Source organism: Micromonospora sp. B9E7, assembly GCF_039871815.1.
Classification (GTDB): domain Bacteria; phylum Actinomycetota; class Actinomycetes; order Mycobacteriales; family Micromonosporaceae; genus Micromonospora.
The window spans coordinates 232,441-259,424 of the sequence record NZ_JBDPLX010000003.1 but is presented as its reverse complement, the minus strand read 5'-3'; the positions used below and the strand labels follow the sequence as shown (position 1 = coordinate 259,424).

The 26,984-nt window shown below is 71.3% G+C and carries 22 protein-coding genes and 3 tRNA genes; 14 read left to right on the top strand and 11 right to left on the bottom strand.

Annotated features, from left to right (window positions below):
* Window positions 1–128: 128 nt before the first annotated feature.
* Genes ABGB10_RS06420 through ABGB10_RS06405 form a run of 4 tightly spaced genes read left to right on the top strand, consistent with a single transcriptional unit; the run spans window position 129 to window position 2,812 of the window.
* Window positions 129–845, top strand: a complete 717-nt coding sequence (locus ABGB10_RS06420) for an energy-coupling factor ABC transporter permease (protein WP_347659916.1) — start codon at window positions 129–131, stop codon at window positions 843–845.
* The gene (locus ABGB10_RS06415; protein WP_347659915.1) at window positions 842–1,270 is read left to right on the top strand and encodes a PDGLE domain-containing protein; all 429 of its coding nucleotides are present in this window, start codon (window positions 842–844) and stop codon (window positions 1,268–1,270) included. The genes ABGB10_RS06420 and ABGB10_RS06415 overlap by 4 nt, the downstream gene beginning before the upstream one ends.
* 16 nt (window positions 1,271–1,286) lie before the next feature.
* Window positions 1,287–2,057, top strand: a complete 771-nt coding sequence (cbiQ, locus tag ABGB10_RS06410; RefSeq protein ID WP_347659914.1) for a cobalt ECF transporter T component CbiQ — start codon at window positions 1,287–1,289, stop codon at window positions 2,055–2,057.
* Window positions 2,054–2,812, top strand: coding sequence for an ABC transporter ATP-binding protein (locus ABGB10_RS06405; protein ID WP_347659913.1), 759 nt, complete (start codon window positions 2,054–2,056; stop codon window positions 2,810–2,812). The genes cbiQ and ABGB10_RS06405 overlap by 4 nt, the downstream gene beginning before the upstream one ends.
* A 6-nt stretch (window positions 2,813–2,818) precedes the next feature.
* On the opposite strand, the gene ABGB10_RS06400 is transcribed toward ABGB10_RS06405, so the two are convergent.
* From ABGB10_RS06400 to ABGB10_RS06385, 4 genes are read right to left on the bottom strand one after another with little or no spacing between them, the layout of a single operon-like run.
* Window positions 2,819–3,919 carry a hypothetical protein gene (locus ABGB10_RS06400; protein ID WP_347659912.1) on the bottom strand — a complete coding sequence of 367 codons (1,101 nt, stop codon included), beginning with the start codon at window positions 3,917–3,919 and terminating at the stop codon, window positions 2,819–2,821.
* Window positions 3,916–4,632, bottom strand: coding sequence for a thioredoxin domain-containing protein (locus ABGB10_RS06395; protein ID WP_347659911.1), 717 nt, complete (start codon window positions 4,630–4,632; stop codon window positions 3,916–3,918). Before ABGB10_RS06395 ends, ABGB10_RS06400 begins: the two co-directional genes overlap by 4 nt.
* On the bottom strand, window positions 4,625–5,140 hold the full coding sequence (locus ABGB10_RS06390) for a MauE/DoxX family redox-associated membrane protein (protein WP_347659910.1): 516 nt from the start codon (window positions 5,138–5,140) through the stop codon (window positions 4,625–4,627). The genes ABGB10_RS06395 and ABGB10_RS06390 overlap by 8 nt, the downstream gene beginning before the upstream one ends.
* 32 nt (window positions 5,141–5,172) lie before the next feature.
* Window positions 5,173–5,763 carry a sigma-70 family RNA polymerase sigma factor gene (locus tag ABGB10_RS06385; RefSeq protein WP_347659909.1) on the bottom strand — a complete coding sequence of 197 codons (591 nt, stop codon included), beginning with the start codon at window positions 5,761–5,763 and terminating at the stop codon, window positions 5,173–5,175.
* Window positions 5,764–5,965: 202 nt separating this feature from the next.
* Between ABGB10_RS06385 and ABGB10_RS06380 the strand changes: the two genes are divergently transcribed.
* Window positions 5,966–7,633, top strand: a complete 1,668-nt coding sequence (locus ABGB10_RS06380; RefSeq protein ID WP_347659908.1) for a copper resistance protein CopC — start codon at window positions 5,966–5,968, stop codon at window positions 7,631–7,633.
* 17 nt (window positions 7,634–7,650) lie between these two features.
* A complete protein-coding gene (locus ABGB10_RS06375; protein ID WP_347659907.1) occupies window positions 7,651–8,382 on the top strand; it encodes a YcnI family protein in 732 nt (243 codons plus the stop codon).
* 173 nt (window positions 8,383–8,555) lie between these two features.
* Here the strand turns inward: ABGB10_RS06375 and ABGB10_RS06370 are convergent, their stop codons facing one another.
* Window positions 8,556–9,839, bottom strand: coding sequence for a glycosyltransferase 87 family protein (locus ABGB10_RS06370; protein WP_347659906.1), 1,284 nt, complete (start codon window positions 9,837–9,839; stop codon window positions 8,556–8,558).
* Window positions 9,840–9,905: 66 nt separating this feature from the next.
* Here ABGB10_RS06370 and orn point away from each other — a divergent pair, with 66 nt between their 5' ends.
* Window positions 9,906–10,502 (top strand): oligoribonuclease, encoded by a 597-nt coding sequence (gene orn / locus ABGB10_RS06365; protein WP_347659905.1) that lies wholly within the window; start codon window positions 9,906–9,908, stop codon window positions 10,500–10,502.
* 106 nt (window positions 10,503–10,608) lie between these two features.
* Window positions 10,609–10,681 (top strand) — tRNA-His (locus ABGB10_RS06360).
* A 116-nt stretch (window positions 10,682–10,797) separates the two neighbouring features.
* Here the strand turns inward: ABGB10_RS06360 and ABGB10_RS06355 are convergent.
* On the bottom strand, window positions 10,798–12,087 hold the full coding sequence (locus ABGB10_RS06355; RefSeq protein WP_347660151.1) for an Ig-like domain-containing protein: 1,290 nt from the start codon (window positions 12,085–12,087) through the stop codon (window positions 10,798–10,800).
* 251 nt (window positions 12,088–12,338) lie between these two features.
* Window positions 12,339–13,613: an Ig-like domain-containing protein gene (locus ABGB10_RS06350; protein WP_347659904.1), complete on the bottom strand. Its 1,275-nt coding sequence runs from the start codon at window positions 13,611–13,613 to the stop codon at window positions 12,339–12,341.
* A gap of 187 nt (window positions 13,614–13,800) precedes the next feature.
* Here ABGB10_RS06350 and ABGB10_RS06345 point away from each other — a divergent pair.
* From ABGB10_RS06345 to ABGB10_RS06330, 4 genes are all read left to right on the top strand, one after another.
* Window positions 13,801–13,876: transfer RNA gene (locus tag ABGB10_RS06345), tRNA-Lys, on the top strand.
* A gap of 161 nt (window positions 13,877–14,037) precedes the next feature.
* The gene (locus ABGB10_RS06340) at window positions 14,038–17,118 is read left to right on the top strand and encodes a VWD domain-containing protein (protein ID WP_347659903.1); all 3,081 of its coding nucleotides are present in this window, start codon (window positions 14,038–14,040) and stop codon (window positions 17,116–17,118) included.
* A gap of 65 nt (window positions 17,119–17,183) precedes the next feature.
* Window positions 17,184–17,256, top strand: a tRNA-Lys gene (locus ABGB10_RS06335).
* A 318-nt stretch (window positions 17,257–17,574) separates the two neighbouring features.
* A complete protein-coding gene (locus ABGB10_RS06330; protein WP_347659902.1) occupies window positions 17,575–18,240 on the top strand; it encodes a response regulator transcription factor in 666 nt (221 codons plus the stop codon).
* Window positions 18,241–18,340: 100 nt separating this feature from the next.
* Here the strand turns inward: ABGB10_RS06330 and ABGB10_RS06325 are convergent, their stop codons facing one another.
* Window positions 18,341–19,549, bottom strand: coding sequence for a monooxygenase (locus tag ABGB10_RS06325; protein WP_347659901.1), 1,209 nt, complete (start codon window positions 19,547–19,549; stop codon window positions 18,341–18,343).
* 292 nt (window positions 19,550–19,841) lie between these two features.
* Here ABGB10_RS06325 and ABGB10_RS06320 point away from each other — a divergent pair, with 292 nt between their 5' ends.
* Window positions 19,842–21,992, top strand: coding sequence for an MMPL family transporter (locus ABGB10_RS06320; protein WP_347659900.1), 2,151 nt, complete (start codon window positions 19,842–19,844; stop codon window positions 21,990–21,992).
* 202 nt (window positions 21,993–22,194) lie between these two features.
* Here ABGB10_RS06320 and ABGB10_RS06315 read toward each other — a convergent pair whose 3' ends face one another.
* Window positions 22,195–23,640, bottom strand: coding sequence for a HAMP domain-containing sensor histidine kinase (locus ABGB10_RS06315; protein ID WP_347660150.1), 1,446 nt, complete (start codon window positions 23,638–23,640; stop codon window positions 22,195–22,197).
* 2 nt (window positions 23,641–23,642) lie between these two features.
* Window positions 23,643–24,335, bottom strand: a complete 693-nt coding sequence (locus ABGB10_RS06310; protein WP_347659899.1) for a response regulator transcription factor — start codon at window positions 24,333–24,335, stop codon at window positions 23,643–23,645.
* 498 nt (window positions 24,336–24,833) lie between these two features.
* Here ABGB10_RS06310 and ABGB10_RS06305 point away from each other — a divergent pair, with 498 nt between their 5' ends.
* On the top strand, window positions 24,834–25,403 hold the full coding sequence (locus tag ABGB10_RS06305; protein WP_347659898.1) for a kinase: 570 nt from the start codon (window positions 24,834–24,836) through the stop codon (window positions 25,401–25,403).
* Between the two features lie 408 nt (window positions 25,404–25,811).
* On the opposite strand, the gene ABGB10_RS06300 is transcribed toward ABGB10_RS06305, so the two are convergent.
* Window positions 25,812–26,924, bottom strand: a complete 1,113-nt coding sequence (locus ABGB10_RS06300; RefSeq protein WP_347659897.1) for a ricin-type beta-trefoil lectin domain protein — start codon at window positions 26,922–26,924, stop codon at window positions 25,812–25,814.
* Window positions 26,925–26,984: the final 60 nt, after the last annotated feature.

Here is a 26,984-nt window from a genome sequence, read left to right as displayed (position 1 = left end):
GCGTCGGTCATCTGCCGTAAAGGTGATCATCACCTCGCGTTGTTGCCAGACTATGGCAACAACGAGGCCTGGGAAATAGGCTGACCCACGCCGGCCCGGTCGGGCTCGCTGACGTGTGGGGAGGTCGCGTGGAGACACTGGCGATGCACATCTCGAACGGGATCATCGACGGTCCCGTCGCAGCGATCTTCGCTGCGCTCGCGCTGGCCGGGCTCACCGCCTGCGTCCTGCGCGGCCGGCGGGACCTGGACGACCGGCTGGCCCCGATGGCCGGCCTGGTGGCAGCGTTCATCTTCGCCGTCCAGATGCTCAACTTCCCGATCTTCACGGCCGGCGTGAGTGGCCACCTGCTCGGTGGCGCGCTCGCCGCCATGCTGGTCGGCCCCTGGGTCGGCGCGCTCTGCGTGTCCGTGGTGCTGGTCGTGCAGGCGCTGGTCTTCGGTGACGGCGGCGTGGCGATGCTCGGCCTCAACATCACCAACATGGCGCTGCTCGGCACCGCCGCGGCGTACCTGCTGATCGCCCTGATGCTGCGGGTGCTGCCCCGGACGCGCGCCGGCCTGGCGGTGACCGCGTTCGTCGCCGCGATGCTCAGCGTGGTGGTCGCGTCCCAGGGCTTCGTCGTGCAGTACTGGCTGGGCGGCACCACCGACCTGGGCGGCAACCTGGCCGGCCTGGCCGGCACGATGGCCGGCGTCCACCTGCTGATCGGCATCGGCGAGGGCCTGATCACCGCGACGACCGTGCTCACCGTCGCGAAGGTGCGCCCCGACCTGGTGTACGCGCTGCGCTCCCTGCGTACCCCCACCACCCCCGCTGTCCCGGTCTCCGGAGGTGTGCGATGAAGAACCGTTCCTGGGCCTTCCTGGCCGGCGGCCTGCTGGTCGCCCTGCTGCTCGCCGGGGTGGTGAGCAACTACGCCTCGTCCCACCCGGACGGGTTGGACTCCTCGCTGCTCAAGGGCTGCACGGTCGACGCCGACGACACCATCGTCGGGGGCAGTTGCCCGGCCCAGCAGGCGAAGGACCACGAGCTGGGGGACAGCCCGCTCGCCGACTACGGCGTGCGGGGCATCGAGAACAGCTTCGTCTCCACCGGCCTCTCCGGGGTGCTCGGGGTGCTGGTCACCTTCGCGATCGGGGCCGGCGGCTTCTGGCTGCTGCGCCGTCGGGGCGGCACGCCGACCGACGGTGACGGGACAACGGCCGCCGAGGGCGAGACCGTGACCTCCGACGACGACGCCCGACGCCGCGCCGACGCGGTCAGCTGAACAGGAGTACGCGGAGATGGGTGCCGGTCACGGGCATGTGCTGTACCGCGAGTCCGGCTCGCCGGTGCACCGGCTTCCGCCCGAGGTCAAGATCGCGGCGATGGTGGTCTTCACCATCGCCGTGGTGGCCACCCCACGCGAGGCGTTCTGGGCCTTCGGCGCGTACGTCCTGCTGGTGGCGGCGGTGGCGGCGCTGGCCCGGGTCGGGCCGCGGTGGTTGCTCAGCCGGGCGTTGATCGAGCTGCCGTTCGTGCTGTTCGCCGTGGCGCTGCCGTTCCTCGGCAGCGGTGACCGGGTCGAGGTGCTGGGTCTGCGGCTGTCCGAGGACGGGCTGCACGGCGCGTGGAACATCCTGGCCAAGGGCACCCTGGGCGTGCTCGCCTCGCTGCTGCTCGCGGCGACCACCACCACCCGGGACCTGATCGTCGGGCTGGACCGGCTGCGCTGCCCGCAGGTGCTCACCCAGATCGCCACGTTCATGCTGCGCTACCTGGACGTACTGGTCGGCGAGGCGCGGCGGATGCGGGTGGCCCGGATCTCCCGGGGTGACGACCCGCGTTTCGTGTGGCAGTTGCGTGGCTTCGCCGCCGGGATCGGGGCGTTGTTCCTGCGCGCCTTCGAGCGCGGTGAGCGGGTCTATCTGGCGATGCTGTCCCGGGGCTACAACGGGCGGATGCCTGTCGTGTGGCAGGGCGAGGGCGCGGCGAGCGTTCGTCAGTGGCTGGTCGCGGCGACCGTGCCGGTGCTGGCGGCCTCCATCGCCGCCACCGCCGTCGTGCTGTCATGATCGGTGTCGTGCAGACCGCTGTCTCGCTGGACGTTCGTGGCGTCCGGTACGCGTACCCGGACGGGCACGTCGCCCTGCACGGGGTGGACCTGACCGTGCCGCGCGGGGATCGGGTGGCGCTGCTCGGGCCCAACGGCGCCGGCAAGACCACGCTGGTGCTGCACCTCAACGGCATCCTCGCCCCGGCCGAGGGCAGCGTGAGCGTCGGCGGGCTGACCGTCACGCCGGATCGGGCCACCCTGGCCGAGGTGCGTCGCCGGGTGGGCATCGTCTTCCAGGACCCGGACGACCAGTTGTTCCTGCCCACCGTGGCGGAGGACGTGGCGTTCGGTCCGGCCAACCTGGGCCTGCGCGGGGCGGAGTTGACCGCCCGGGTGGACGAGGCGCTCGCCGCGGTGGGGATGGGTGCGCACCGGGACCGGTCGCCGCAGCATCTCTCGTTCGGGCAACGCCGCCGGGTGGCGGTGGCCACCGTGCTCGCGATGCACCCGGAGATCCTGGTGCTCGACGAGCCGTCCTCGAACCTGGACCCGGCGGCCCGCCGTGAGTTGGCCGAGATTCTGCGTGACCTGCCGGTGACTCTGCTGATGGTCACGCACGACCTGCCGTACGCGGCGGAGTTGTGCGAACGTTCGGTGATTCTGGACGGCGGCCGGATCGTCGCCGACGCCCCCACCCTGGACCTGCTCACCGATTCGGCCCTGCTGGCCCGCCACCGCCTCGAACTGCCCTACGGCTTCACCCCGCGGTCGTAGGACCTGTCAACGCCCCTGGCCGGCGACCTCGACGCGCGGCGATCGGGCGGCGGCCCGTGCGGTGGCGTGCAGGCGCAGGACGCCGGCAGCCGTCGCTCCGGCACCGACGATCAGCACGGACGCCACCATGACGCGGGCGACCTCGGGCGACCAGGGCACCGGCGCGATGGACCGGGCGAACACGGCGGCGTTCGCCGCGCCCGCGAAGAGCGCCAGGCAGGCTCCGGCCAGCGCGACCACGAAGTCGGCGGACGGGCGGCGGGTCAGCGCGTACCACCCGGCGGCGATCGCGCCGAGCCCGGTGAGCAGCGACCAGACCTGTCCGGACAGCAACCCGACCACGATTCCGCCCATACCCTGGGCGCCGGCGTCCAGCTCCCGCCCCACCGGATACACCACGGCGACCGCGCCGCCGACGACCAGCAGCGCACCCAGCGCGGACAGTGCTCGGCCGCCGGCCGCCGAGGCGGCGGCGACCAGACCGAGCGCGCCCACCGCGAGGAGTCCCACGATGGTCACCGTCCACCAGGTGTACGCGTCCGGCGGCGGTACCCAGTCGAGCGTGCCGCCGATCACCACCGGGTCCGCGCCGTCGCGCAGCGGGACCGTCCAGTCCCGCACCCGGTGCTCGCGGTCGGGTGCGGCGCGTACCGCCGCCGGGGGTCCCGACTCCTGCCACAGCGCCCGCTGGTCGTGCCAGCGCACGGTGGTCCCGTCGGCGACCCGTCGCCAGGACGGTGGCGCGGCGGGGTCGGCCTCGGCCGGTAGCGCGGTGTCCCCGGCGAGGGTGCGGTTCAGGTAGGTGGCGGGGGAGCGGCTGTTCTCGAAGACCCCGTCCGGGCCGACCCGCAGGTACGGCTCGCCGGAGTAACCGATCACCTCGACGGCGCGTCCGGTGCGGTTGGTCAGCTCCAGTCGGGCACCCGCCTCGACGACGCGTACCTCCAGACCGGGCCGCGCCGGTGCGACCCCGGTGGTCGCGGTCCGGTAGTCGGTGCCGTCCGGGGCGTCCGCGCCGTGCGCGGCGGCGGGCGCCGCCGTGAGCAGGGTGGCCGCGCCGGCTGCGGCGGCGACCAGGCCGGCGCGGGTCAGCAGGGTACGGATCACTTGCCGGCCGCCGCCACGGCTGCGCTGAGACCCTGCGGGCTGCGGTCGGCGAGCGACTGGCCGTTGACCAGGATGGTCGGCGTACTGGTGACGTTGCTCCGGCTGGCCTCGTCGGTGACGTGCTCGGTCCAGGTCCGGTACGTGCCGTCCTTGACGCAGCCGGCGAACGAGCTCCGGTCGAGCCCCACCCCGACGCCGATGTCGATCAGTTCGTCGTTGTCGAGACCGGCGCTGCCCTCCGGTGGCTGCTTCTCGAAGAGTGCCGACGCGTACTCCCGGAACTTGCCGCCGGCCGCCGCGCAGCCGGAGGCGGCCGAGGAGCGGCTGGAGTATTCGGTGGTGGAGAAGCGGTTGAGGTACGCCACCGGGTGGTAGACCACCTTCGCCTTGTTCTCGGCCGCCAACTGCGTGAGCGTCGCCCCGCTGGTCTGCTCGAACTGGTTGCAGGCCGGGCAGAGGAAGTCCTCGTAGACGTCGACGGTGACCGGCCCGCTGCCGGTGACGATGCCGGTGCCGTCGGCGTTCGCGCCGGGCGGGGTGGTGAAGGTGTCCGAACGCTGGCTGGACCAGATGCTCCAACCGGCGACTCCGGCGATGATCAGGACGACGACGGCGGCGGCGGAGACCCAGATCGTGCGCCGACGCCGACGCTCGCGGGCGAGCTGCTCGCGGACCACCCGGGCGGCGTCCCGCTGCCCCTTGCGACTACTCATCCTCGTCCTCCACAACGGGCTCGCCGGTCAACCACCCGTCCACCGACACTGGCGTACGTGGCCAGATCAGCAGAAATCCGGCCAATACCAAGAATCCCAGGTCCCGGAGGATCTCCGGGAGATAACTGGGGGCCTGTCCCTCGGCCAACTGCCCGCCGCTGCCGAAGCAGCCGCAGTCGATGGCCAGCCCGCGTGCCCAGGCCGAGGCGATCCCCGCGATGAAGACCACCAGCAGTGCGGCGGACACCCCGGCGGCGAGCCGGGTGGCCAGCCCCAACAGCAGCAGCACGCCCAGCGCCAGCTCGACGAAGGGCAGGGCCGCGCCGATCACGGTCGCCACGTCGTACGGCAGCACCTGGTACGCGTTGACCGCCCGCCCGGAGGCGGCCAGGTCACCGACCTTCGACGCGCCGGCGACGAGCCAGACGGCGGCGAGGCCGAGCCGGGCCGCCGTGCCGAGCCAGGGTCGGACGACGGGCCAACGGCCGGGAGGTGCAGTCACGCTCATTTGTCGTTCCGTCTCCGCCGGAAGTTCCGGGATCAGCCGGCCAGGGCGTCGCCGACCGCCTCGACCAGCTCGTCGCGGGCCCGGGCCACCCGGGACCGGATGGTGCCCACCGGCACCCCTTCGACGGCTGCCGCCTCGGCGTACGACAGGCCGAGCAGTTGGGTGAGCACGAACGCGGCGCGCCGTTCGGCGCTGAGCCGGCGGACCAGGTCGGCGGCTCCGAGCTGCCCGGACGGGTCCGGGTGCGGGCGGTCGGTGTACGCGTTGGCCGTCAGGCGCTCGTCGAGCCGGCGGCGACGGATCACCGTGCGCAGGTGGTCGGCGCAGGCCCGACGTGCGATGCCGAGCAGCCAGGTGCGGGCGCTGGAGCGGCCCTCGAACGCGGGCAGAGCCCGGAACGCCCGCAGGTACGTCTCCTGGGTCAGGTCGTCGGCGCTGTCCGGGTCGACCACGGCGGCGGCGAAGCGCCAGACCTCGGCCTGGGTCAGCCGGACGAACGCCGCCTGCGCGGTCGGATCGCCGTGGCGCGCGGTCAACGCCCACTCGGTGGCCGGGTCCCGGGCGACGTCGTCGGCCGGCTCGGCCGGACCGGCGGAACCGGTGTCACGCGGGACGGGGATCACGACAAACCACGATACGCGCCGCTCGGCTGAGCGTTAGGGTCCTTCGACCCGTGGATGGTCTGCGCCACGTCGGGAACTTTTCCCCAGCGGGGGCCGACTACCTTCTCATGACACGCGATCCCTCACGCGCGGCACTGGCGGCTGAGCAGAGTTGAGCCCGCTGCCCGACTCGGGTCGCCGAGATCCACACCGGTCGGCGACCATGGCTGGCATGACTGTCGCCCCCCGCCGCTGGCTCGCCCGGCTGGCTGTCGCCGCCGGCCTGCTGGTCACCGTCGGCGCTCTGCTGATCGCGCCGGCCACCTCCGCGAGCGCCCACGCGGTGCTACAGAGCAGCAGCCCGGCTGCCTCCTCGGTCGTGCCCAGCGGGCCGTCCGAGGTGGTCCTCACGTTCAGCGAGTCGGTCCGCAAGGTCCCCGGCAAGATCAGGGTCATCGCTCCGGACGGCTCCCGGGCCGACCGGGGTGAGCCGTCCTTCGACAACACCGCCGTGACGATTCCGGTGGCACCGGACGGTGGCCGTGGGACCTACCTGGTCAGCTTCCGGGTGATCTCCGCCGACAGCCACCCGGTGTCCGGCGCGTTCACCTACTCGGTGGGTGCGCCCTCGACGCCGCCGGCCGACTCCGGCGGGGACGACAGCCGCGCCGATCCGGTGGTGAGCACCGCCGTGAAGGTGGCCCGATTCCTCGGCTACGCGGGCCTGGTGCTGCTGGTCGGGCCGGTGCTGGTGCTCGCCGCGCTGTGGCCACGGCGGCTCTCTCGGCGCGGGCCGACCCGGCTGGCCTGGACCGGCCTCGGTCTGGTGACCGTCGCCACCCTCGCCGACCTGTGGTTGCAGGTGCCGTACACGGCCGGCGGTGGTCTCCTCGAGGTGAGCGGCGAGGGGTTCGGCACCGTCTTCGGTAGCCCGTTCGGTGCCGCCCACCTGGTCCGGCTCGGCCTGCTGGCGGCCTCCGTGTTCCTGCTCCGGCCCCTGCTGGCCCGGCCGGCCGGCCGCACCGACGCGATCATCCTGGCCGTGCTCGGCGTCGCCGCCCTGCTGACCTGGCCGATGGCCGGGCACCCGGCAGCCTCCCCGGCGCCGGCGGTCTCCGTGGTGGTCGACGCGGTCCACCTCGGCAGCATGGCGGTCTGGCTGGGCGGCCTGCTGATGCTCGCCGTCTTCCTGCTGCCGCGGGCCGACGAGCGGGAGTTGAGCGCGATTCTGCCGATCTGGTCCCGTTGGGCGGCGCTCGCCGTCTCGGCCCTGCTGCTCGGCGGCACCGTCCAGGCGCTGATCGAGGTGGCCACCCCGCAGGCGCTGGTCAGCACCACCTACGGCCGGCTGCTGCTGGCCAAGATCGCACTGTTCGCCGTGGTGATCGGCGTGGCCGCGTACTCCCGGCAGATGGTGCGCAGCAGGGTCGCGGCGCAGCGCCCCGTCCCGGTCCGCCGGGCGGTCTGGGTGGAGTTGGCCGTCACGGCGGTGGTGCTGGGCCTGTCCGCGACGCTGGTGCAGACGCCACCCGCCCGGACTGCCGCCGCCGAGTCGTCCGACGTCTCGGCCGGCCTGTTCAGTACCACGCTGACCAGCACGCTCTACACCATGCAGGTCGAGCTGAGCCCGGCCGAGCGGGGCAACAACTCGGTCCACCTGTACGCGTACAGCAAGGACAACCTGCCGCTGCCGGTCAAGGAGTGGCGGGCGACCGTGGCGCTGCCGTCGGCCGGGATCGAGCCGATCGAGGTCCCGTTGCTGCCGTTGACGGACAACCACGCCTACGGCGACGTCAGCCTGCCGGCCGCAGGCGAGTGGCAACTGAAGATCACCGCCCGTACGACCGACATCGACCAGGCCACGGTGACCGCCACCGTGCCCATCCGTTAGAGAGGTCCGCGTAACCCATGACCCGATTCCGGCGTACCGCAACCGCCGCCGCCCTGGCGTTCACCGCCGCCGCCACCGCTGTGCTCGGCTTCGCCGGACCGGCGTCCGCCCACGTCACGGTCAACCCGAAGGAGGCGACCCAGGGCGGCTACGCGCGGGTGGCGTTCCGGGTGCCCAACGAGAGCGACACCGCCTCGACCAACAAGCTGGAGGTGGTGTTGCCGGAGAACGCCCCGGTCGGCTCGGTGTCGACGATGCCGGTGCCCGGCTGGACGGTGGCCACGGAGACGCGCAAGGTGGACCCGCCGATCGAGGTGCACGGCAGCCAGCTCACCGAGGCGGTCTCGAAGATCACCTGGACGGCCACCGGCGACGCGGCGGTGAAGCCGGGTCAGTTCCAGGAGTTCCCCGTCTCGATGGGGCCACTGCCGAAGGTCGACACGATGGTCTTCAAGGTCCTGCAGACCTACTCGGACGGCAACATCTCGCGGTGGATCGACGACCCGGCGCCGGCCGGCGAGGAGCCGGAGAACCCCGCGCCGGTGCTCACCCTGGCCGCCGCCGCGCCGGAGGGTGCGGCCGCGCCGACCACTGCCGCCGTTGCGGCCCCCGACGACGACGATGACGACGAGGGCAACGGCCTCGCGGTCGGCCTCGGCGTGGCCGGTCTCGTCGCCGGCCTGGCCGGCCTGGTGCTCGGCGGCCTGGCGTTCACGCGGACCCGCCGGGAGCCGGCCACCACGGCCTGACCCCGTCGCACCCGCCGGCCCGCCCGAACATCATCGGGCGGGCCGGCGTGTTTCCGGAGCCTTGTGGTGATGCGCCCCAACGGCGGGTGGCCCTCCGCGCTGCCGACGCGGAGGGCCACCTTCACCGGGGGAGCGGTGCTACCCGAGCGACGCTTGAGGTAGACGAGGTCAGATTAGCGCTGATCGCGGCTAGTGGAGAGGTCTGTCCATTTGGTGCGATTTTCCGCACGGTGTCCCGAACGGATCGGGAGGGCCGCCAACAGCAGCAGGCTGAGCAGCACGTAGCTGTTCTGCAGGACGAAGTCCACCGGATCATGGGTGCGGACCGGTTCCACACCCCATTTCTGGAACGTCACCACGCCGTAGACGATCACAGCGGTGGTGCCCAGCGCGAGTGCCGACAGCCACCACCGTCGGCGTGCCTCGTCCGGCCGGTCGGCGCTCAACGCCGCGTCCGCGAGCAGCACCACCGCCGGCACGAACCAGTAGATGTGGTGGGTCCAGGTGATCGGGCTCGCCAGGGAACCGACGAACCCGGTCAACGTCAGGCCCGTCAGCACGTCGCCGGCCCGCGCGGCGCGGGTGGCCCGCCACAGCCCGTAGACGGCGACCACGGCGACCAGCAGCAACCAGAGCAGCCGGTCCGGCTTCTCCGGTGCGGTGAACCGGCTGAGCAGGCCGAACAGCGACTGGTTGCCCACGATGTCGGTGCGCCCCACCCGCTCGGTGGTCCACAGCTCGTGCGTCCAGAACCGCCACGAGTCGCGCGGGGCGATCGCCGCCGCGAGCAGGGTCGCCGCCGCGGCGGTCGCGCTCGCCACCGCCGCGGCCCGCCACCGCCGGGTGGCCAGCAGGTACACGATGAAGATGCCGGGGAAGAGCTTCAGCGCGGTCGCCAGCCCCACGCCCACCCCGGCCCACCGTCGCGCCTGCGGCACCGCGTACAGCAGATCGGCCAGGATCAGCACGACCAGCAGCATGTTGATCTGGCCGAAGGTGATCGTCTCGCGGATGCTCTCCACCGCCAGCACCAGCAGCACGGCGGCGACCAGGGTGAACGTCCGCGGCAGGTCGTGTCGGGCGATCACCGGTGCCACGAGCCACCAGGTCGTCAGCACCACGGCCAGCACGGTCAGCACCGTGAAGATCGTTACGGTGACATCGAGCGGCAGCAGACCGAACGGCCACAGCAGCAGCGCGCTGAACGGCGGGTAGGTGAAGTACAACTCGCCCTGCACCCGGTCAGGTTGGACGTAGTCGTAGAGCGGGTGGCCGACGCGCCACCAGTCCACCGCGGACATGTAGATCTTGAGGTCGAGGAATTTGTGGTTCAGGCCGGGCAGGTAGAGCGCTGGCAGCACGGCGATGAGGGCCACCACCGCGACCAGGCGACGGACCGTACGGCCGCCGGGATCGTCGTCCGTGACGGCGGGCGGTGCTACGGGTTCTGCTGGCACCCCGAAACCCTAGCGGGCCGGGCGGCCGACAGCGCGCAGCCGCAGGGCGTGGGCTGCGCGTAGGCTGTGCCGGTGGCTGATCTCCTCGTCTGGATCGACTGTGAGATGACTGGGTTGGACCTCGGCAGGGACAAGCTGATCGAGGTTGCGGCACTGGTCACCGATCCCGACCTCAACGTGCTTGGTGACGGTGTCGACGTGGTCATCCACGCCGACGAGGCGGCGTTGGAGGCGATGCCGGAGATCGTGCAGACGATGCACGCCAAGTCCGGCCTCACCGACGAGGTCCGTCGTTCGACGGTCACCCTCGCCGAGGCCGAGGACCGGGTGATGGAGTACGTCACCAGCTTCGTCAAGGATCCGCGTACGGCCCCGCTGTGCGGCAACTCGATCGCCACCGACCGGGGCTTCATCGCCCGGGACATGCCCCGCCTCGACGCGCACCTGCACTACCGCATGATCGACGTGTCGTCGATCAAGGAACTGTGTCGTCGTTGGTACCCCCGGGTGTACTTCGGCCAGCCGCAGAAGGGGCTCGCACATCGGGCGCTGGCTGACGTTCGGGAGAGCATCCGGGAGTTGGAGTACTACCGGCGGACGCTCTTCGTCCCCCTGCCCGGCCCGGACGTGGAGACCGCCAAGGCGATCGCCGCCGAACTCTGACCCCCGCGCCCGGCGCGCGGGGAACCCGCTGGACGTGGCCGGCCGCGGTGCCGCTATTATTGGTCCGCACCCCGCCCGGGGCGATCGACCGGGCGACGGCGGCGTGGTGGCTGTAGCTCAGTTGGCAGAGCACCGGGTTGTGGTCCCGGTTGTCGTGGGTTCAATTCCCATCAGTCACCCAGATGGTTGCACTGCTCAGGCCCCCTCTTCGGAGGGGGCCTGAGTCGTTGTGGGGGCGACCTGCGGGCATACGCGAAGGCCCCCTCCGGGTTGGAGGGGGCCTTCGTCGTCGGGCTCAGGCGGTCGGCGTGGCGGACGGGGTCGCGCCGTCCGGGGTCGTCGGGGTGGTGTCCGGGTCGGCCGGAGGCTCGTACGGCAGGGCGCTGCCCTTGACGTACTCGTCCCAACTCATGTTCCAGTCGGTCCAGCCGTTGCCGTTCTGCAGCTTGCGCTCGGTGCCCTTGACGGTGATGGGGTCACCGATCTGGGTGTTCTTGAACAGCCAGTCGCCGTTGGCCATCGACACGTTCACGCAACCGTGCGAGACGTTCGTGGTGCCCTGCTGACCCTCCGACCAGGGCGCCGCGTGGATGAACTCCCCGCCCCAGGTGAGGCGTTGCGCGAAGTCAATCTTGGTGCGGTAGCCCTCCTCCGGGCCCAGCTCCTCGAACGTGTCGAAGACCGTCTTGCGCAGCTTCTCGATCACGACCATGGTGCCGCTGGACGACGGGGTGCTCTTCTTGCCGAGGCTGACCGGGATGGTCTTGATCACAGAGCCGTTGCGGGTCACCGTCATCCGCTTGGTCTTGTTGTCCACAGTCATGACCACCGCAGCGCCGATCTTGATGTCCACGGTGAGGTCGGCACGGCCGTACCAGCCCTCGCCCATCGGCAGACCGCCGGCCTGCACCCGGTAGGAGACCTTGCTGTCGGTCTTCCAGAACTCCTTCGGCCGGTACCGGATCTCGGTGGGGCTGACCCAGTGCCAGATGCCCTCCTGCGCCGGCGTCGACGTCACCGTCATGCGGCGCTGCACGTCGTCCCGGTAGTCCTCAGGAATGCCCCGGCTGAACTTCACGATCAACGGCATGCCGACCCCGACGACCTGGTTGTCGCCGAGGAAGCTGGTCACCCGTACCTGATTGCCCGGCTTGGCCATCGTGGTGAAGGTGCTGGTCGCGGTGGCCGGACGCCCGTCGTCGCCGGTGGCGGTCACGGTCGCCGTGTACGCGGTGCCGTACTCCAGCGCGCCGGCCGGCAGCCACGACTTGCCGTCCGCGGCGAGGGTGCCCTCCACCGCCTTGCCGGCCGCGTCCTTGAGCTCGACCGCGGTTTCCTTGGCGTCCTTGGTGGTGAAGGTGATGCCGGTGGAGGCCGGCACGTCCTTGGCGTCGGCCGCCGGCTCGCTGATGGTCGCCGCCGCCTTCGGAGCCGGGTTCTCACCGCCGCCGTGCCAGGAGGACGGCTTGCCGCCGTCGCCGTCGGTGCACGCGGAGGTGAGGGCCAGCGCCACGGCGAGCAGCCCTGCCGCGAATACGCGGCGTCGCCCACCGCGCCTGATCAGCTGGTCCTGGCTAGCTCGCATGATTCCCTCACAGTCGTGGTCGCTGCCCCATCGTCTCCTACTGACGCGCCAGAGCCGGCCCCGGTTGCCGAGGGTGAACCGAAACACGCCGACCATGGTGCCGGATTCTTGCTACTATCCGGCGTTTCGTGAGCGTGGTTCGTCTCCGTACCCGGGTCTGAGGGGTCGCTGCGGCGTCGTCGGGGCGCGAGACTGCAAGAGTACGCGCCGGCCCGGCCGTCGGCCGGACCGGCGCATAGACGTCGGGCGAATCAGATCGCCGGGCCGGCCCCACCACTGGGTACGGGTAGTGCGCTGCCCTTGACGAACGCCGACCAGCTCAGGCTCCACGCCGTCCAGCCGTTGCCGGCGGCGATCTTGCGCTCGGTGCCCTTGATGGTGATCGGGTCACCGATCCGGGTCTTCTCGAACAACCACCTGGCGTTCGCCATCGACACGTTCACGCAGCCGTGCGACACGTTCTGCCGCCCCTGCACGTGCTCCGACCAGGGTGCGGCGTGGATGTACTCGCCACCCCAGGTGAGCCGCTGGGCGAACTGGATGTCGGTGACGTAGCGGTTGGCCGGGTCCGGGTCGTCGCGGGTGTCGAAGACCGTGGCCTCCTTCTTCTCCATCACGACCATGGTGCCGCTGGACGACGGGGTGCTCTTCTTGCCCAGGCTCACCGGGATGGTGCGCACGAGCGCGCCGTTCTCGTACACCGTCATCTTCTTGTTGGCGTTGTCGACCTTCATCTCGAACGACCGGCCGATCTTCGCGGTGGCCTTGCGGTCCATGTCGCCGTAGCGGCCGTTGCTCAGCGGCATCCCCGCGATGGCGATCCGCACGGTGATGGTCGTGCCCGGCTTCCAGTACTCCGGGGCCCGGTAGTAGGCCTGCGTGCCGTTGTCGACCCAGTGCCACGCTCCCGGCTGCGGCGGGTCGGTGCGGACGAACATCCGCTTCTGCACCGCCGCCCGGTCCTTCTTCGGGATGCCCGGGTGGAACTCGGTGACCACCGGCATGGCCACCCCGTAGCTCTTGTCGTCGAAGAGGTACAGGCCGGACCCGATGGTCGACTTCGGCTTGGCCATCGTGGTGAAGCTGCTGGTGCCCTGACTGCTCGTGCCGTCGGACCCGCTCGCCGTCAACGTCGCGGTGTAGCGGGTGCCCCACTTCAGCGGGGCGGACGGCACCCAGGCCGAACCGTCGGTGCGCAGCTTGCCCTCCACCGAACCCCCGCCGTCCGCCGTCAGGGTGACCGCGGACACCTTCCCGCCGTCCGGGAGCTTGGCGCTGATCTCCGTGCTCACCGGCCGGTTCTTCGTGCCGTCGGCCGGGCTCAGGGTGAGCGCCGGCCCGCTCGGTGTGCTCGGCGTGTTCGGGTCCGGACTCGTGGACGAGCCCGGCACGGCGCCCGGGTCGGCCGCCGCCGTCCCGCCGACGAATTCCGGCTTCTTCTGCTCGCCGCCACACCCGGTCAGTGCCAGCGACGCCGCCAGAGTCAGAGCGCCCACCACCGCTCCGGCTCGCGTGAACCGTGCCATGCCCACCTCTGTTCTCGCGTACCTGGCGGACATCGTGCCGCATCACCGCCGCAACTCAAGTCCCCGTCGTGTGCGGCTGCGGCGGTTTGTGGCATTTTGTCGGCAAAGCTCGACCGAAGGGGGGAGCCGGGTAACCGAATTGGAGCCCGAGTTCCGGGGGTGCTAATGTTCTCTCCGTTGCCGACGAGCGCCGCTAGCTCAACTGGCAGAGCAGCGGACTCTTAATCCGCGGGTTCGGGGTTCGAGTCCCTGGCGGCGCACCAACGATCAAGGCTCTGACCGGTGGTTGACACCTGGTCGGAGCTTTCTTCGTCTACGGGGGCGGTGACGCCCGTCCAGGTCAGGTGATGCCGCGCGGCACGGCTGCGACCGGTCCCCGACAGAGCGCGCGAAGACCGGCCGTCGCGCCCCTACAGTCCGCACCATGAGGTGGACGGTGCGACTCGCGGCCACATTTCCCGTACTGCTGACCGCCCTGGCGGCCGGCGCGGTGAGCGCCGCCGCGGCGCCCGCCGACGGCGGCCTCGGCCTGGCCCTGCGACCCGGCCAGGCCGACTACCGGGCCGGCGACCAGGTCCGCCTCGACCTCACGGTCACGAACACCAGCGGCGCGGAGTGCGCGCTGCCGACCAGCGCCGTCGGCACGGTCCAGGTGACCGGGGTACGCCTCGACGGGCGCGACCTCACGCCGACGCTGGCCCGCAGCTTCCACGACGACGGCATCGGTGCTGCCGCCACCGCCGATCTCGCCACTGTGCAACCGGGTGCGACCACAACGGTGAGCCTGATCGGGGTACGTCTGCACGACGGTGACACGCCGGACGCGGTGATGCTCCGCTCGGTGGCAGCCACCCCGGAAGGCGGTGGCCTGGACACGCTGTGGCCGGTCGGCGCCCCCGGCCGGTACGAGGTGACCGCCGGCTACCTGCCACTGCCGGTGACCGGCGCGACCAACCTCTGCGCGGGCGGGACCACGCTGCGGACCACCACCTTCACCGTCAGCGACGGCGACGGCGTGAACGGCCGGCGCTGGCTGTGGCTTGCCGGCGCGGCGTTGCTGCTGGCGCTGCTCACCGTCGCGCTGGTGGTCCTCCTGCGGATACGCCGCCGCCGGCCGACCGCCGCCGCGGTGGCCCTGCTCCTGGTGTCCGTCGGCGCGCTGGTCGTCGGCGGGTCCCGACCGGCCCGGGCCGACTACGCGGTGGACCCGACCGCTGGCGTGCCGGTCGCCGGCGTCGACTTCCAGGGAGCGGTCGACAACTGCCTGAAGGGGTTCGCCGCGCCCGGCGGGGACCCGTCCGGCTTGCTCCCGCGGCTGCGGGACAAGAAGTCCCCCCGGGTGCGGATCATCCCGACCCCCGGCGGCTCGGGCGCGTTCGAGACCCCGGACAGCCCCGACGGGAAGGGTTCCTCGACGGTCACCTGGAATCCGACGTCCGTCGACCCGTACGGCGACGGTGTGTCCCGGGACCCCTGCGCCGCGCTCTACCACGAGCTGAACCACGCCGACGACATCTCCCAGAGCAAGGTCCCGCAGGGCGACTGTGGCAGCACCGGCATCCGTACCGCCGAGGTGAAGGCGACACTCGCGGAGAACCGCTATCGGACGGCGAAGGGCCTGCCGCCGCGCACCGAGTACGACGGGAAGCCACTGCCGAAGAGCCTCGACGAGTGCAAGAAGCCGGCGAAGAAGACGCCCCCGCAGAAGGGTCCGGTGAAGCTCTGCGAGGAGGGCGCGAACTGCGGCGGCAGCAACGGCGACCCGCACCTGGTCACGTTCGACCGGGTCGCCTACGACTTCCAGGCCGTGGGCGAGTTCACGCTGGTCACCGCCACCGACGACGACCCGCTGGAGGTACAGGTCCGACAGGCGCCGATGGCCGGCACCCGGACCGCCTCGGTCAACTCGGCGGTCGCGTTCCGGGTCGGCGCCCACCGGGTCGCGCTCACGCTCACCGACGGCGGCACCCGCGTACACGTCGACGGCGCGCCGCTGGCCGCGCCGCCGGAACACACCGACCTGCCCGGCGGCGGCGCCCTCACCCGTCGCCCCTCCGACACCGGACCCACCGACGGGTACGACGTGACGTGGCCGGACGGCTCCGCGGCGGCGGTGGACCAGATCGGCCACTACGGCTACCGGGTGCTGGTCAGCCTCGCCGACGGTCGGGCCGGGAAGGTACGCGGCCTGCTCGGCGACTTCGACGGCGACCCGACCGACGACATCGCGCCCTCCTCCGGGACCGCGCTCACCCAACCGGTGCCGTTCGCGCAGCTCTACCCGACGTACGCGGACAGTTGGCGGGTCACCCCGGACCGCTCGCTGCTGCACTACGACGACGGGCAGGACACCGGCACGTTCACCGACCGCGCCTTCCCCGAACGGGAGGTCACCGTCGGCGACCTCGACCCGGCCCGCCGCGCCACGGCCGAGCAGATCTGCCGGTGGGCCGGTGTCACCGCCCCCGCCCAGCTCGCCGAGTGCGTCTTCGACGTCGCGGTCAGCGGCCGCCCCGAGTTCGCGGTGGCCGGCGCCAGCACCGAGCGGGTCGCCCCGCCCGCCGCCACGTCGATCATCGCCGTACCCGTGGCCACCGCCAGCCTGACCCCCGGCGGGGCGGCCCTGACGTTCCCGGGCCGAGCCGGGGACGCCGTCTTCGTCGACGTCACCGCGCCCGGGATCGCCAACCGCTGCTCGCCGTACGCGCTCACCGACCCGAGCGGCCGGGAGATCGGAAGTGGCTGCGCCATCAACGGCGTCGGATACATCGACCGCGTCGACCTCACCACCACCGGCACGTACGCCGTGCGGGTCACCGCCGCTCCCGGCGACACCGGACGAGCCGCCGTCCGGGTGTACGTGGCTCGGGACGTCGACGGCACGCTGCAGGCGAACGGTCCGACGGTCACCGCGACACTCGAACAGCCCGGCGCGCGGGCCCGGTACCGGTTCACCGGGCAGCAGGGCGAGCGCGTCTTCGTCGAGGTGCCCACGAGCACCCTGGCCGACCAGTGCTCCCCGCTGGAACTGCGCGACACCGAAGGCCGGCTGCTGCACAGCGGCTGCGTGGTCAACGGCGTCGGCGAGATCGACGGCACGCTGCTGCCCGCCGACGGGACGTACACCGTGGTGGTCGATCCGACCGGACGCGGCACCGGCGCGACCACACTGCGGCTGGTCAGCAGCCGCGACCGGGCGGCGACGATCACCGTCGGCGGTCCGCAGGTCGTCGCCACCGTCGACCGACCCGGCGCGGTCACCACCTACCGGTTCACCGCCAGCGCCGGCACGTCGGTGAGTCTGACCGCGACCGCCTCCGACCTACCCGACCAGTGCGGTGTGCTGGAGCTACGCGCCCCCGACGGCAGCCCGATCACCAGCGGCTGCGTGGTCAACGGGGCTGGCGACATCGGGCCGACAGTGCTGCCGGCCTCCGGCACGTACACCCTGGTGGTGGACCCGTCCGGGGTCGCGACAGGGCAGGTCACGCTGACGCTGCGGTGAGGCGGACCCCTGCCTTTTCGGGGCGACGTCCGGGGCGTGCTACCGTCTCGTCCCGTTGCCGACGAGCGCCGCTAGCTCAACTGGCAGAGCAGCGGACTCTTAATCCGCGGGTTCGGGGTTCGAGTCCCTGGCGGCGCACATAAGCAAGGCCCTGACCAGCGCGAAGCTGACCAGGGCCTTGATTTTTATCTATGCGAGTTTGAGCCGTCCCCCGAAACCCCTCGGTGACATCGTGCACGCCAGCGGCCCGCCCGACGACTAACCCGCGCCGGCGGCCAACCGGCCTGAGCGCCGTTCTAACAGTCGTCTCAGGTTCGCTCTGTATGAAGTAGGCGACGCGGGTCTCGGCCTCGCCGGCATTGCCGAACGCGCCGCGCCCTACGGCGGCACGGTCAGCGCCGGCCCCGCACCGGACGGCGGCTGGACCGTCCACGCGACCCGGAAAGGCAGCCATTCATGATCACTGTGCTCGTGGTGGGCGCCCAGCCGCTGCAGCGCTTCGGGTTTCGCATGCTGCTGGAGAGCACTCCCGACACCGAGATCGTCGGCGAGGCCGAGAACGGCGCCGAGGCCGTTCGGCGGACCACCGAGCTGCATCCCGACGTGGTGCTGATGGACATCCGCATGCCGGGCGTCGACGGGATCGAGGCCACCCGGCGCATCGTCGCCGCCGGCGGGCGTTCGCGGATCCTGGTGCTGACGACGTCCGACGTGGACCGGTACGCGCTCGCCGCGCTGCGGGCCGGGGCGAGCGGTTTCCTGCTCAAGGACACCCGCCCGGAGGAGCTGCTCGCCGGCATCCGGGCCGTCGCCGCCGGGGACGCGGTGATCGCACCGGCGCTGACTCGGCGGCTGCTCGACGCGTTCGCCGACCGGCTCGATGATGACCTCTGCGGGCCCGTGCGGGAGGATCCCCGGTTGGACTCCCTGACCGACCGCGAGCGCGAGATCCTCGTCGCCATCGGCCACGGCCTCACCAACGGCGAGATCGCGCAACGGTTCACGCTGTCGGAGTCGACGGTGAAGACCCACGTCGGGCGGGTCTTCGCCAAGATCGGCGCACGGGACCGGATCCAGGCCGTCACCCTCGCCTACGACCTGAGGCTCACCCGGCCGATCTAGCGCTTCATCTCGCGCGTCCGTCGGGGGCGCGACAGTAGTTCCCAGCCGCACCGCTTTCGGCTTGTTGACCTCAGTGCGCTCACACACGTTCGACGCTTCCTCAGGACCTGCGGGGGGAGACGGTCATGATGCCAATGCACATCTCGTCGCTGGTGCCGTCGCCCCACACCACGTGGCGCGGCGGCAGCTTGCTCAGCTGCGGCACCCGTTTGCGCAGCCCCGCGTCGTGCGTACACGTCACCCGCAGCGTGTCCCCCGGGCCGATCTCCACCGGCGACGGCAGCTTCACCAGCCGCTGGTTGTCGAAGTCGAACTGCGGCACGTCCAGCACGACCTTGGCCTTCGGCGTGCCCGGGTTGAGTTCGACCCTCATGGCCCGCCCGAGCATGTGCATGTGGCCGAAACCGGCGAACAGCGTCATCGGCGCCTCCACCTTGTGGTCGCAGGCCTGGGTGTCACCGGGCTTCGGCGCGCCGCCCTGGTTGCACTCCTCCACCTGACGGTCCGCCATCTCGCCGACCTCCGGCCCGAACCGCTTCGTCACATCCGCGATCGAGGTCGCCCGGTCACAGAGGGGACCCGACTCGTCGGCGGCGCAGGGCAGGTCGGTCGGCGCGTCGAGCGACCACGTCTCGAGTTCCCGGGTCTGCGGCGTGCCGTCCGTCAGCCGCAGCCGCACCGCCGAGCGGTCCGACCCGGCCGGCTTGCCGTCGGTCGCGAGCAGGTTGTAGTGGATCTGGAGGACGAGCAGGCTGCCCGGCTCCAGCCTGTGGCCGGCGTCCTGGGTGAGCAGCGTCTCCGTGGCGCCCGGCGCCCAGGTGTCCACCCACGCCGCGTCCCCCTCTTCCACCTCGGCGCCGTCCACGCCGGTCCCGCCGAAACACTGCCAGCCGAGGCCGGGGGTCTTCGCGTCCTGCTCGCGCACTGCGGCAGCGCCGCCCGGCGGCACCGCGTACACGATGGCGTGGTGCGCGATGGCGACGTTCTCCGGCATGAACTGGGTCCCGGTCAGGAACGCCGCCTTGGTCAGGCCCGGATCGATCATCTGGCACCGGTACTCGTCCGTGCCGCTGCCCTCCGGCGGCGCGGGCGTGTAGGCCTCGGCCATCCTCAGGTCGACGAACCGCTCGCCGGCGCGCAGCGGCTGCGGTGGAGCCGACGACCCGCCAGCGTGCGTGCTGTGCGAGCCGGCCGCGGCGGGCGCCGCACTGTTGTCGGCGTCCGACCCGCAGGCGACGACAGCGAACGCTGTCGCCAGCGCCATGGTGGCCGCCCCGAATCTCCGCAGTGGGCCGTCAAGTTTCGTCATGGCCTGAACGCTAGGCCCGATTCCGTCCTGTTTCGTCGTACTGCGGTCGTCATCTTCGGGGAGGGAGGTGGTACCACGGTCCCACCTCTCCGGAGCGCCGTTCGACACCCGCACGAGAATCGAGGCCCGTCGCAACTGGGCCCGAAGTCACTCGACGCCACCACGCTGGTGCGTGCGCTGGGCACCTGGTTCTGCCAACCGGCCTGAGCGCCGCATTAACCGTCGTCTCAGATTCGCTCGGTACGAGTAGGCGTCCGACAAAGCGATGTAACCCGTATGTAGGAGGCCAGTGATGGCAGTCAACACAGCGCCGTCCGGGGAAGCGCCGGCCGGCCGGTTGGCAGGCCGGTGGGTGCCGTGGTTGGTGATCGGCTTGTGGGTGGCACTGGCGGCGATCATGGTGCCGCTGAGCGGAAAGTTGAGCTCGGTCACCACCGACAGCGCCGTGGACACCCTGCCGGCCAGTGCCGAGTCCACCAAGGTGGCGGTACTGGAGGACAGTCTCCCCGGCGGGGAGGACAACACGTTCGTCTTCGTGTACCACCGCGCCGGCGGCATGACCGACGCCGATCGCGCGACGGTCGAGCGCCACTACAACACCCTTGCCAAGCGGTACCCGCCGAAGGTGGCGGCGGCGGACGGCGAGGACGACGAGGGCCCACCGACGAGACCCTCCACCGACGGCAGGGCGATGATGTTCACCCTCGAGGTGAGCACGACCTACGGCGTACCGGAGGCCATCGTCGGCCCGTTGCGTGACGCCGCGAAGGACCGCCCCGCCGGCCTGGAACTCGACGTGACCGGCCCGGCCGCGGTCGACGGCGACATGGACGCCGTCTTCGACGGCATCGACCTACAGGTCTTCCTCACCACCGTCGTCGTCGTCACGCTCCTGCTCATCCTCACCTACCGCAGCCCGGTGTTGTGGTTCATCCCGCTGGTGGTCGTGGGCGCGGCCGCACTGACCGCGATGGCGACCGTCTACCTGCTCGTCAAGGGCTTCGGCATCGTGGTCAACGACCAGAACTCGGCGCTGCTGACGATCCTGGTATTCGGCGTCGGCACGGACTACGCGCTGTTGATCATCGCTCGATATCGGGAGACACTGCGCCACCACGAGAACGTCCGGGTTGCGATGGTCCACGCGCTACGCGGCGCGGCGCCGGCCATCGTCGCGTCCGCGGCCACCGTGATCGCCGGCCTGCTCTGCCTGCTCGTCGCCGACCTGAACAGCACCAGCGGGTTGGGCCCGATCGGTGCGGCCGGCATCCTGTGCGCGCTGGTGGCCATGCTGACGCTGTTCCCGGCGGTGCTCGTGGTGCTCGGCAGGCGGATCTTCTGGCCGGCCATCCCGCGGTTCAGCACGACCGTGGAGGAGAAGCCGGGACTGTGGGGACGGCTTGGCGCCGCCATCAGCCGCCGCCGGTGGGTTGCGACGCTCAGCTCGCTCGGAATCCTCGGCGTGCTCGCCATCGGGCTGGCGGGCAACACCGGCGCCCTGCGGGAGCAGGACCAGTTCCTGTCCGCGCCGGAGTCGGTCACCGGCTTCACCGTTCTCCGCCAGCATTTCCCGGAGCTCGGCGGCCAGCCGATGACGATCTTCACGCGGCCGGCGTACCAGGAGCGGGTGCTCGACGCCGTCAAGGGCACTCCCGGCGTGGCAGTGGCCATCCCGGGTCAGGCCAGCGGTGGCTGGGCCGACATCTCCGTGTTCCCGACGGACGCGCCGGACACGGTCGCAGAGTACGACACGATCAAGCGGGTGCGCACCGCCGTGCACGCGGTGAGCGGGGCGGAGGCGATCGTCGGCGGGCCGAGTGCGGAGAACCTCGACACCGAGGTGACCACCAGCCGCGACGAGAAGCTGGTGATCCCGCTGGTGCTGGCCGTCGTCCTGATCATCCTCGGGCTGCTGCTGCGCGCGATCGTGGCCCCGCTGGTCCTGATGGCCACCGTGATCGTCTCGTTCGCCGCGGCCTTCGGCGGCAGCGTGTTCGTCTTCGACACGATCCTCGGGTTCAAGGGCATCGACTATTCGGTGCCGCTGCTGGCATTCCTGTTCCTGGTGGCGCTCGGCGTCGACTACAACATCTTCCTGGTCAGCCGGGCCCGGGAGGAGACCGTGCGTCTCGGCACCAGAGAGGGCATGCTCAAAGCCCTCTCCGCCACCGGTGGCGTCATCACCTCGGCGGGTCTGGTCCTGGCGGCCACGTTCGCGGTCCTCGCCACACTTCCGCTGGTGATGCTGATCGAGGTCGGGTTCCTGGTCGCCTTCGGCGTGCTGCTCGACGCCCTGCTGGTGCGGTCGGTCCTGGTGCCCGCCCTCACCCTGCTGATCGGCCGGCGGATCTGGTCGCCGAGCCGGCTGTCCCGTCCGACGTCGGAGCCGCCGGACGGTCGACAGTCGCTCGCCGAGGACGAGGAGCCCGCGCTGCGACGGTGAACGCGGCGGCACGGTCGAGATCCGGGACGGGCTCAGGCCCGTCCCGGATCTTTTCATGGCCCGGCGGTCGCCGCCCTCTGGTCCTGCGCCACGCGCCTGGGCTGGGGTCGGCGCACCGCGGTGTGCTGTCCCGACGCTGAGCCGCGCGGGGCCATGCCCGAGGGCCGCCGTCCCTTGCCCTGCGCCGCGCCGCCGGGGCGGGTCAGCGCAGCGCGGTGTCCTCCCCGGCGGTGAGCCGCGCGATCGGGGCGGGTGGGGCCGCGGCCGGAAGGTCGACCCGAAGCAGCGCGCCACCGCGTGCGGAGCGGGCGACGGTTGCCCGGCCATGGTGGGCGTAGACGACCCGCTGCACGATCGACAGCCCCAGACCGGATCCCGGCAACGCCCGGGCGCTGTCGGCACGGTAGAACCGGTCGAACACCCGCGGTACGTCGGCGGCGTCGATGCCGGGCCCGGCGTCGTCGACCTCGAGCACCGCCGACGCGCCCTCGGCGCGGAGCCGGATCTGGACCGGCTGGTCCGCGGGGGACCACTTGCCGGCGTTGTCGATGAGGTTGAGCACCGCCCGCTGGAGGCCGGCGGGTCGGCCGCTCACCCACACGGAGGTGAGGTCGAGCGCGATCTCGATGTCGGGCACGCGGGAACGCGCCCGGGTCGCGGCGGCCACCACCACGTCGGCGAGGTCGAGCAGTTCGGTGCTCTCGTCGGTGACGTCACCGTGCGCCAGGTCGGTCAGCTCGGCGGCAAGGGTGCTCAGCTCGGCCACCTGGGCACCGAGGTCGTTGAGCAGCCGGGTCCGGCTCTCCGCCGGCAGTGCGCTGTCCAGGGTGCCGCGCCGATCGAGCCGGATCAGCAGTTCGACGTTGAGGCGCAGGCTGGTGAGCGGGGTCTTGAGCTCGTGGGCGGCGTCCTCGGCGAGCAGTCGCTGGGCCCGCCGTGAGTCCCGGAGCGCGGCGAGCATGTCGTTGATCGACTGGATCAGCCGCCGGATCTCCCCACCGCCCTCATCCGGGATGTCGGCGTCGAGATCCCGGGTGTGCGCGACGCGTACCGCGGCGGCGGCCAGCCGGTCGATCGGTGCCAGACCGGTCCGCGCCACGGTCCGCCCGACAAGGGCGCCGCCGGCCACGCAGAGCAGCCCGATCAGCAGCATGCCCAACCCGAACCGGGTGATCGGGCTGTCGTCGGCGACGCGGGCCACCTGGACCGCGCCGTCGCCCGCCCGCAGCGTGTAGATGAGGTAACCGTCGCCATCGCTGTCGTTCGACTCCATCAGGTCGGCCGACGCGCCCTGCGCCACGCGCCCGGCGTGCTCGCTGACCGGGGGCAGCGCGGGTTGGCCGGCCGGCGTCCGGGTCGAGCCGTCGGGCAGGATGACCCGCTCCAGCCGACCGGATCCGGGATACGGCGGTAGCTGGACCTGCGCCAGACCGGCGCGCTCCGCATTCGTCGCCAGGACGCGGGAGTCGGCGCGTAGCTGATTCTCGGCGGTGTCCTGCAGCTCCGAGTCCAGTAGCTCGATGGCCACCTGGAAGGCCACGAACACGCTGGCCGCGATGGCCGTCGCCGCGATCACCGTCAGCCTGGTCCGCAGGGACCTCCGGCGCCACCATCGGGTCAGCCGGCGCGGTTCCCGGCCGGCGGGCATGCTCACGGAGGAGTCTCCCGCAACGTGTATCCCAGGCCGCGCAGCGTGTAGATCAATCGCGGCTCACCCTCGGCCTCCATCTTGCGGCGCAGGTAGCTCACGTATACCTGGAGGTTGTTGGCGGTGGCGCTCATGTCGAAGCCCCAGATCGCCTCGAACAGCGCGTCGCGGGTCAAGACCCGGGTCGCGTTGCGCACGAGGACCTGCAGGAGGGAGAACTCGGTCCGGGTCAGGCGCAGCGGCCGCCCGCCCCGCCACGCCTCGAACCTGTCGGGATCGAGCCGGACGTCGGCGAACGACAGGACCTGCGACTCCCCGTCGGTCGGCGTGCGCCGGCGCAGCAGGGCCCGCACCCGGGCCAGCAACTCCTCCGTGGCGAAGGGCTTGGGCAGGTAGTCGTCGGCGCCCGCGTCCAGCCCCGCGACCCGGTCGGAGACCTGGTCACGGGCGGTCAGCATCAGCACCGGCAGATCCTGACCCGCGGCCCGCAACCGCCGGCAGGTCTCCAACCCGCCGAGGCGGGGCATCATCACGTCGAGGATCAGCAGGTCCAGCGTGTCACCGCCGGCCCCACCAACCCCGTCGAGCACGGCGAGACCGTTGGCGACGGTGCTGGTGTCGTAACCCTCGACCTGGAGCACCCGCTCCAGCGACTCACGGATGGCCGCGTCATCATCCGCGATCATGATGTGCACGGAGGCCCGCCCCCTTCCAGTCGATGCTTTTGCCGCTCATTGTCCCCGGTCAACCTGAGGCCAGCATTAGCGCGTCGCTGGGGACCGCGTTGTCACGGATACCTGAGTGCCTGTGAAATAGGGAGTGTGAGCGGCCATGCCGAGGCTGGTCGACCACGGCGGCGTTGCGTGGTGACATGCGGTGGGCACTTGCGGTACGAGCGGAGGTAACCACACCGTCCCGTTCGTCTCTCAAGGCCACACATGACCTTCTACCTACCACTACTTCGGGACCTGGGCCGCCGACGGCACCCTGTCCCGCCTGTACAACCACCTGCGCGAACAGGCCCGTCAGGTTGACGGGCGCACCACCGATCCGATCGCAGCCACACGCGCGTTGCTGGGACATGTCAGTGTTCCGTGGATGCCTGCGCTCATCGCGCGGGGTGGCGTGCCCACCCCGCGCCCACACAGGTCGAGGACACATGCGCACCACCACGATCCGCGACAGGAGGCATCGTGCTCGCTGAACCCACCGGCAGCCCGGACACGATCCTCGTCTGTATCCGGGGCAACTCCGGCTCCGGCAAGAGCAGCATCGCCCGCGAGCTACGACGCCGGCACGGCCGGGGTTGCGCCCTGGTCGAGCAGGACTACCTGCGCCGCATCCTGCTGTGCGAACGGGACAAGCCCGGCGGCATCGCGCCTGCGCTGATCGAGCAGACCGTGCGGTTCGCCCTCGACCACGACCATCACGTCGTGCTGGAGGGCATCCTGCACACCAGCCGCTACCGGAGCATGCTGACCGCCCTGCGGGACGACCACCGCGGCCGGTCGCTGTTCTGCTATCTCGACGTGTCCCTGGCCGAGACCCTTCGCCGGCACCTCACCCGCCCGCAGGCCGGCGAGTTCACCGCCGAGCACATGAGCGGCTGGTACGCCGCCCACGACGTCCTGGGCTGGCCCGACGAACTCGTCCTACCCGAGACCACTGGGCTGAACGAGGCCGTCAAGGCCATCGCCGCTGTGGCCGGGCTGCCCCAGACCGGACGCGACGACGACCTGCTACCGAACGTTCCGTCCCAGTGAGCAGCTCAGTCGGCTACGGGCCGCCGGAATGATCTCCCCGCACCTGGGCGGGCAGGCGATACATTCATTCCCCTGGTATGAACCTCGCCGCGATTCGGGAAGACGTCGCCGTCATCGATGCCCTCCTCCGGGACATCGCTGACCGCCCGGTGGACCTGACGGATCCGGACTGGCAGGCGAAGCTGTCAGCCGCCGCGCCGCCTGCGGAGGAAGCCGGGGTGGCAGCCGAGGCCGCTGCGGCCCTGACCGCTCTGCTGGACATCTACGAATCTGGTGACGAGGCAGCCAGGGACGAGGTACGTCGGATCTTCCGCGCACATCGAGCCTTCAGTTGGGGGGTCGGGCTCAGCGGCGAGTGGCCGTCCGCCGCCGCCGAACACGACGTTCGGCGGCACGGCATCGGGTCGGCTAGCGGCGGCTCCACTGCTGGTTGGTCTGGCCGGTGCAGGTCCAGAGGACGAGCTTGGTGCCGTTGGCGGTGCCCTGGTTGGTGGGGTCCAGGCAGAGGCCGGACTGCACCCCGGTGATGGTGCCGTTCGCGTTGACGTTCCACTGCTGGTTCGCGCCGCCGTGGCAGTCGTAGATGGTGACCAGGGTCCCCGGGGAGGTGCCGTAGCCGGCGGCGTCGAGGCACTTGTTGCCGTACACGGTCAGCGCCTTGGCGGTCGTGTACGTCCACTGCTGGTTCGTGCCGCCGTGGCAGTCCCACAGGTGCACCTGGGTGCTGTTGGTGGTGGAGTAGCCGGGGACGTCGACGCACCTGCCGGACCGGGCGCCCACGATGGCGGTGGTCTGTCCACCGCCGCTGCCCGGGTCGCCGATGCTGCCGGGCACCGACTGCAGAGCGCTGTACCAGCGAGCGGCCATCTTGTCGTAGCCGCCGGCCGTGGGGTGTACGCCGTCGAGCAGGTCGGCGGTGGTGAGGGCGCTGTGCATGTCGACCAGGCGGACCCGCTTGCCGGCGTTCACCTTGCTCTGCACGATGCCCGGGATCGCCGCGTTGAAGGTGCGAACGGCGGCTTCCTGGTTGCTGTTGGAGAGGGGAGTGAGCTGCGCCACGAACACTTCTGCGTTGGGCGCGGTGGTGGTGATGCGGTCGATCAGCGTGGAGAGTCGGTTCGGCGCGGTGCTCACGTTGTAGTTCTGCAGGATGTCGTTGGTGCCGATGTGCAGTAGGACGGTCTGCGGCCGTTGGGTGTTGAGCCAGCCGACGATGTTCGCGTCGATCTGGTCGATGCGCCAGCCGGGATGCCCCTGGTGGTCGTGGTCACCCAGGCTGGCCGGCCCGTTGAACTGCGACCCGACGAAGTCCACTGTGTACCGGCCGCTGACCAGACGCTGCCAGAGCCCGATGCGGTATCCGCCGGGCACCTGTGTGCCCTCGGTGATGGAGTCGCCGAGCGGCATCACCCGTACGCCGCCGTTGGACTCCGCGCTGGCCGGGCCGCCGGGCGTCAGCACACCGGCGGTCACGACACCGAGCGCGGCGAGTGTCGCGAGCCATCTTGCCCTCGTTCGCATAAGCCTCTCCTGCCTCAACACTGGGACGAGTGTGAGCGTTAACAACGAAGATTGTAGATG

Bases quoted from the DNA above. Each gene is read 5' to 3' on its own strand.
- ABGB10_RS06415 (WP_347659915.1), top strand. From the start codon at position 842: ATGAAGAACCGTTCCTGGGCCTTCCTGGCCGGCGGCCTGCTGGTCGCC.
- cbiQ (WP_347659914.1), top strand. From the start codon at position 1,287: ATGGGTGCCGGTCACGGGCATGTGCTGTACCGCGAGTCCGGCTCGCCG.
- ABGB10_RS06405 (WP_347659913.1), top strand. From the start codon at position 2,054: ATGATCGGTGTCGTGCAGACCGCTGTCTCGCTGGACGTTCGTGGCGTC.
- ABGB10_RS06395 (WP_347659911.1), bottom strand. From the start codon at position 4,632: ATGAGTAGTCGCAAGGGGCAGCGGGACGCCGCCCGGGTGGTCCGCGAG.
- ABGB10_RS06390 (WP_347659910.1), bottom strand. From the start codon at position 5,140: ATGAGCGTGACTGCACCTCCCGGCCGTTGGCCCGTCGTCCGACCCTGG.
- ABGB10_RS06380 (WP_347659908.1), top strand. From the start codon at position 5,966: ATGGCTGGCATGACTGTCGCCCCCCGCCGCTGGCTCGCCCGGCTGGCT.
- ABGB10_RS06375 (WP_347659907.1), top strand. From the start codon at position 7,651: ATGACCCGATTCCGGCGTACCGCAACCGCCGCCGCCCTGGCGTTCACC.
- ABGB10_RS06355 (WP_347660151.1), bottom strand. From the start codon at position 12,087: ATGCGAGCTAGCCAGGACCAGCTGATCAGGCGCGGTGGGCGACGCCGC.
- ABGB10_RS06350 (WP_347659904.1), bottom strand. From the start codon at position 13,613: ATGGCACGGTTCACGCGAGCCGGAGCGGTGGTGGGCGCTCTGACTCTG.
- ABGB10_RS06340 (WP_347659903.1), top strand. From the start codon at position 14,038: ATGAGGTGGACGGTGCGACTCGCGGCCACATTTCCCGTACTGCTGACC.
- ABGB10_RS06330 (WP_347659902.1), top strand. From the start codon at position 17,575: ATGATCACTGTGCTCGTGGTGGGCGCCCAGCCGCTGCAGCGCTTCGGG.
- ABGB10_RS06325 (WP_347659901.1), bottom strand. From the start codon at position 19,549: ATGACGAAACTTGACGGCCCACTGCGGAGATTCGGGGCGGCCACCATG.
- ABGB10_RS06320 (WP_347659900.1), top strand. From the start codon at position 19,842: ATGGCAGTCAACACAGCGCCGTCCGGGGAAGCGCCGGCCGGCCGGTTG.
- ABGB10_RS06315 (WP_347660150.1), bottom strand. From the start codon at position 23,640: ATGCCCGCCGGCCGGGAACCGCGCCGGCTGACCCGATGGTGGCGCCGG.
- ABGB10_RS06300 (WP_347659897.1), bottom strand. From the start codon at position 26,924: ATGCGAACGAGGGCAAGATGGCTCGCGACACTCGCCGCGCTCGGTGTC.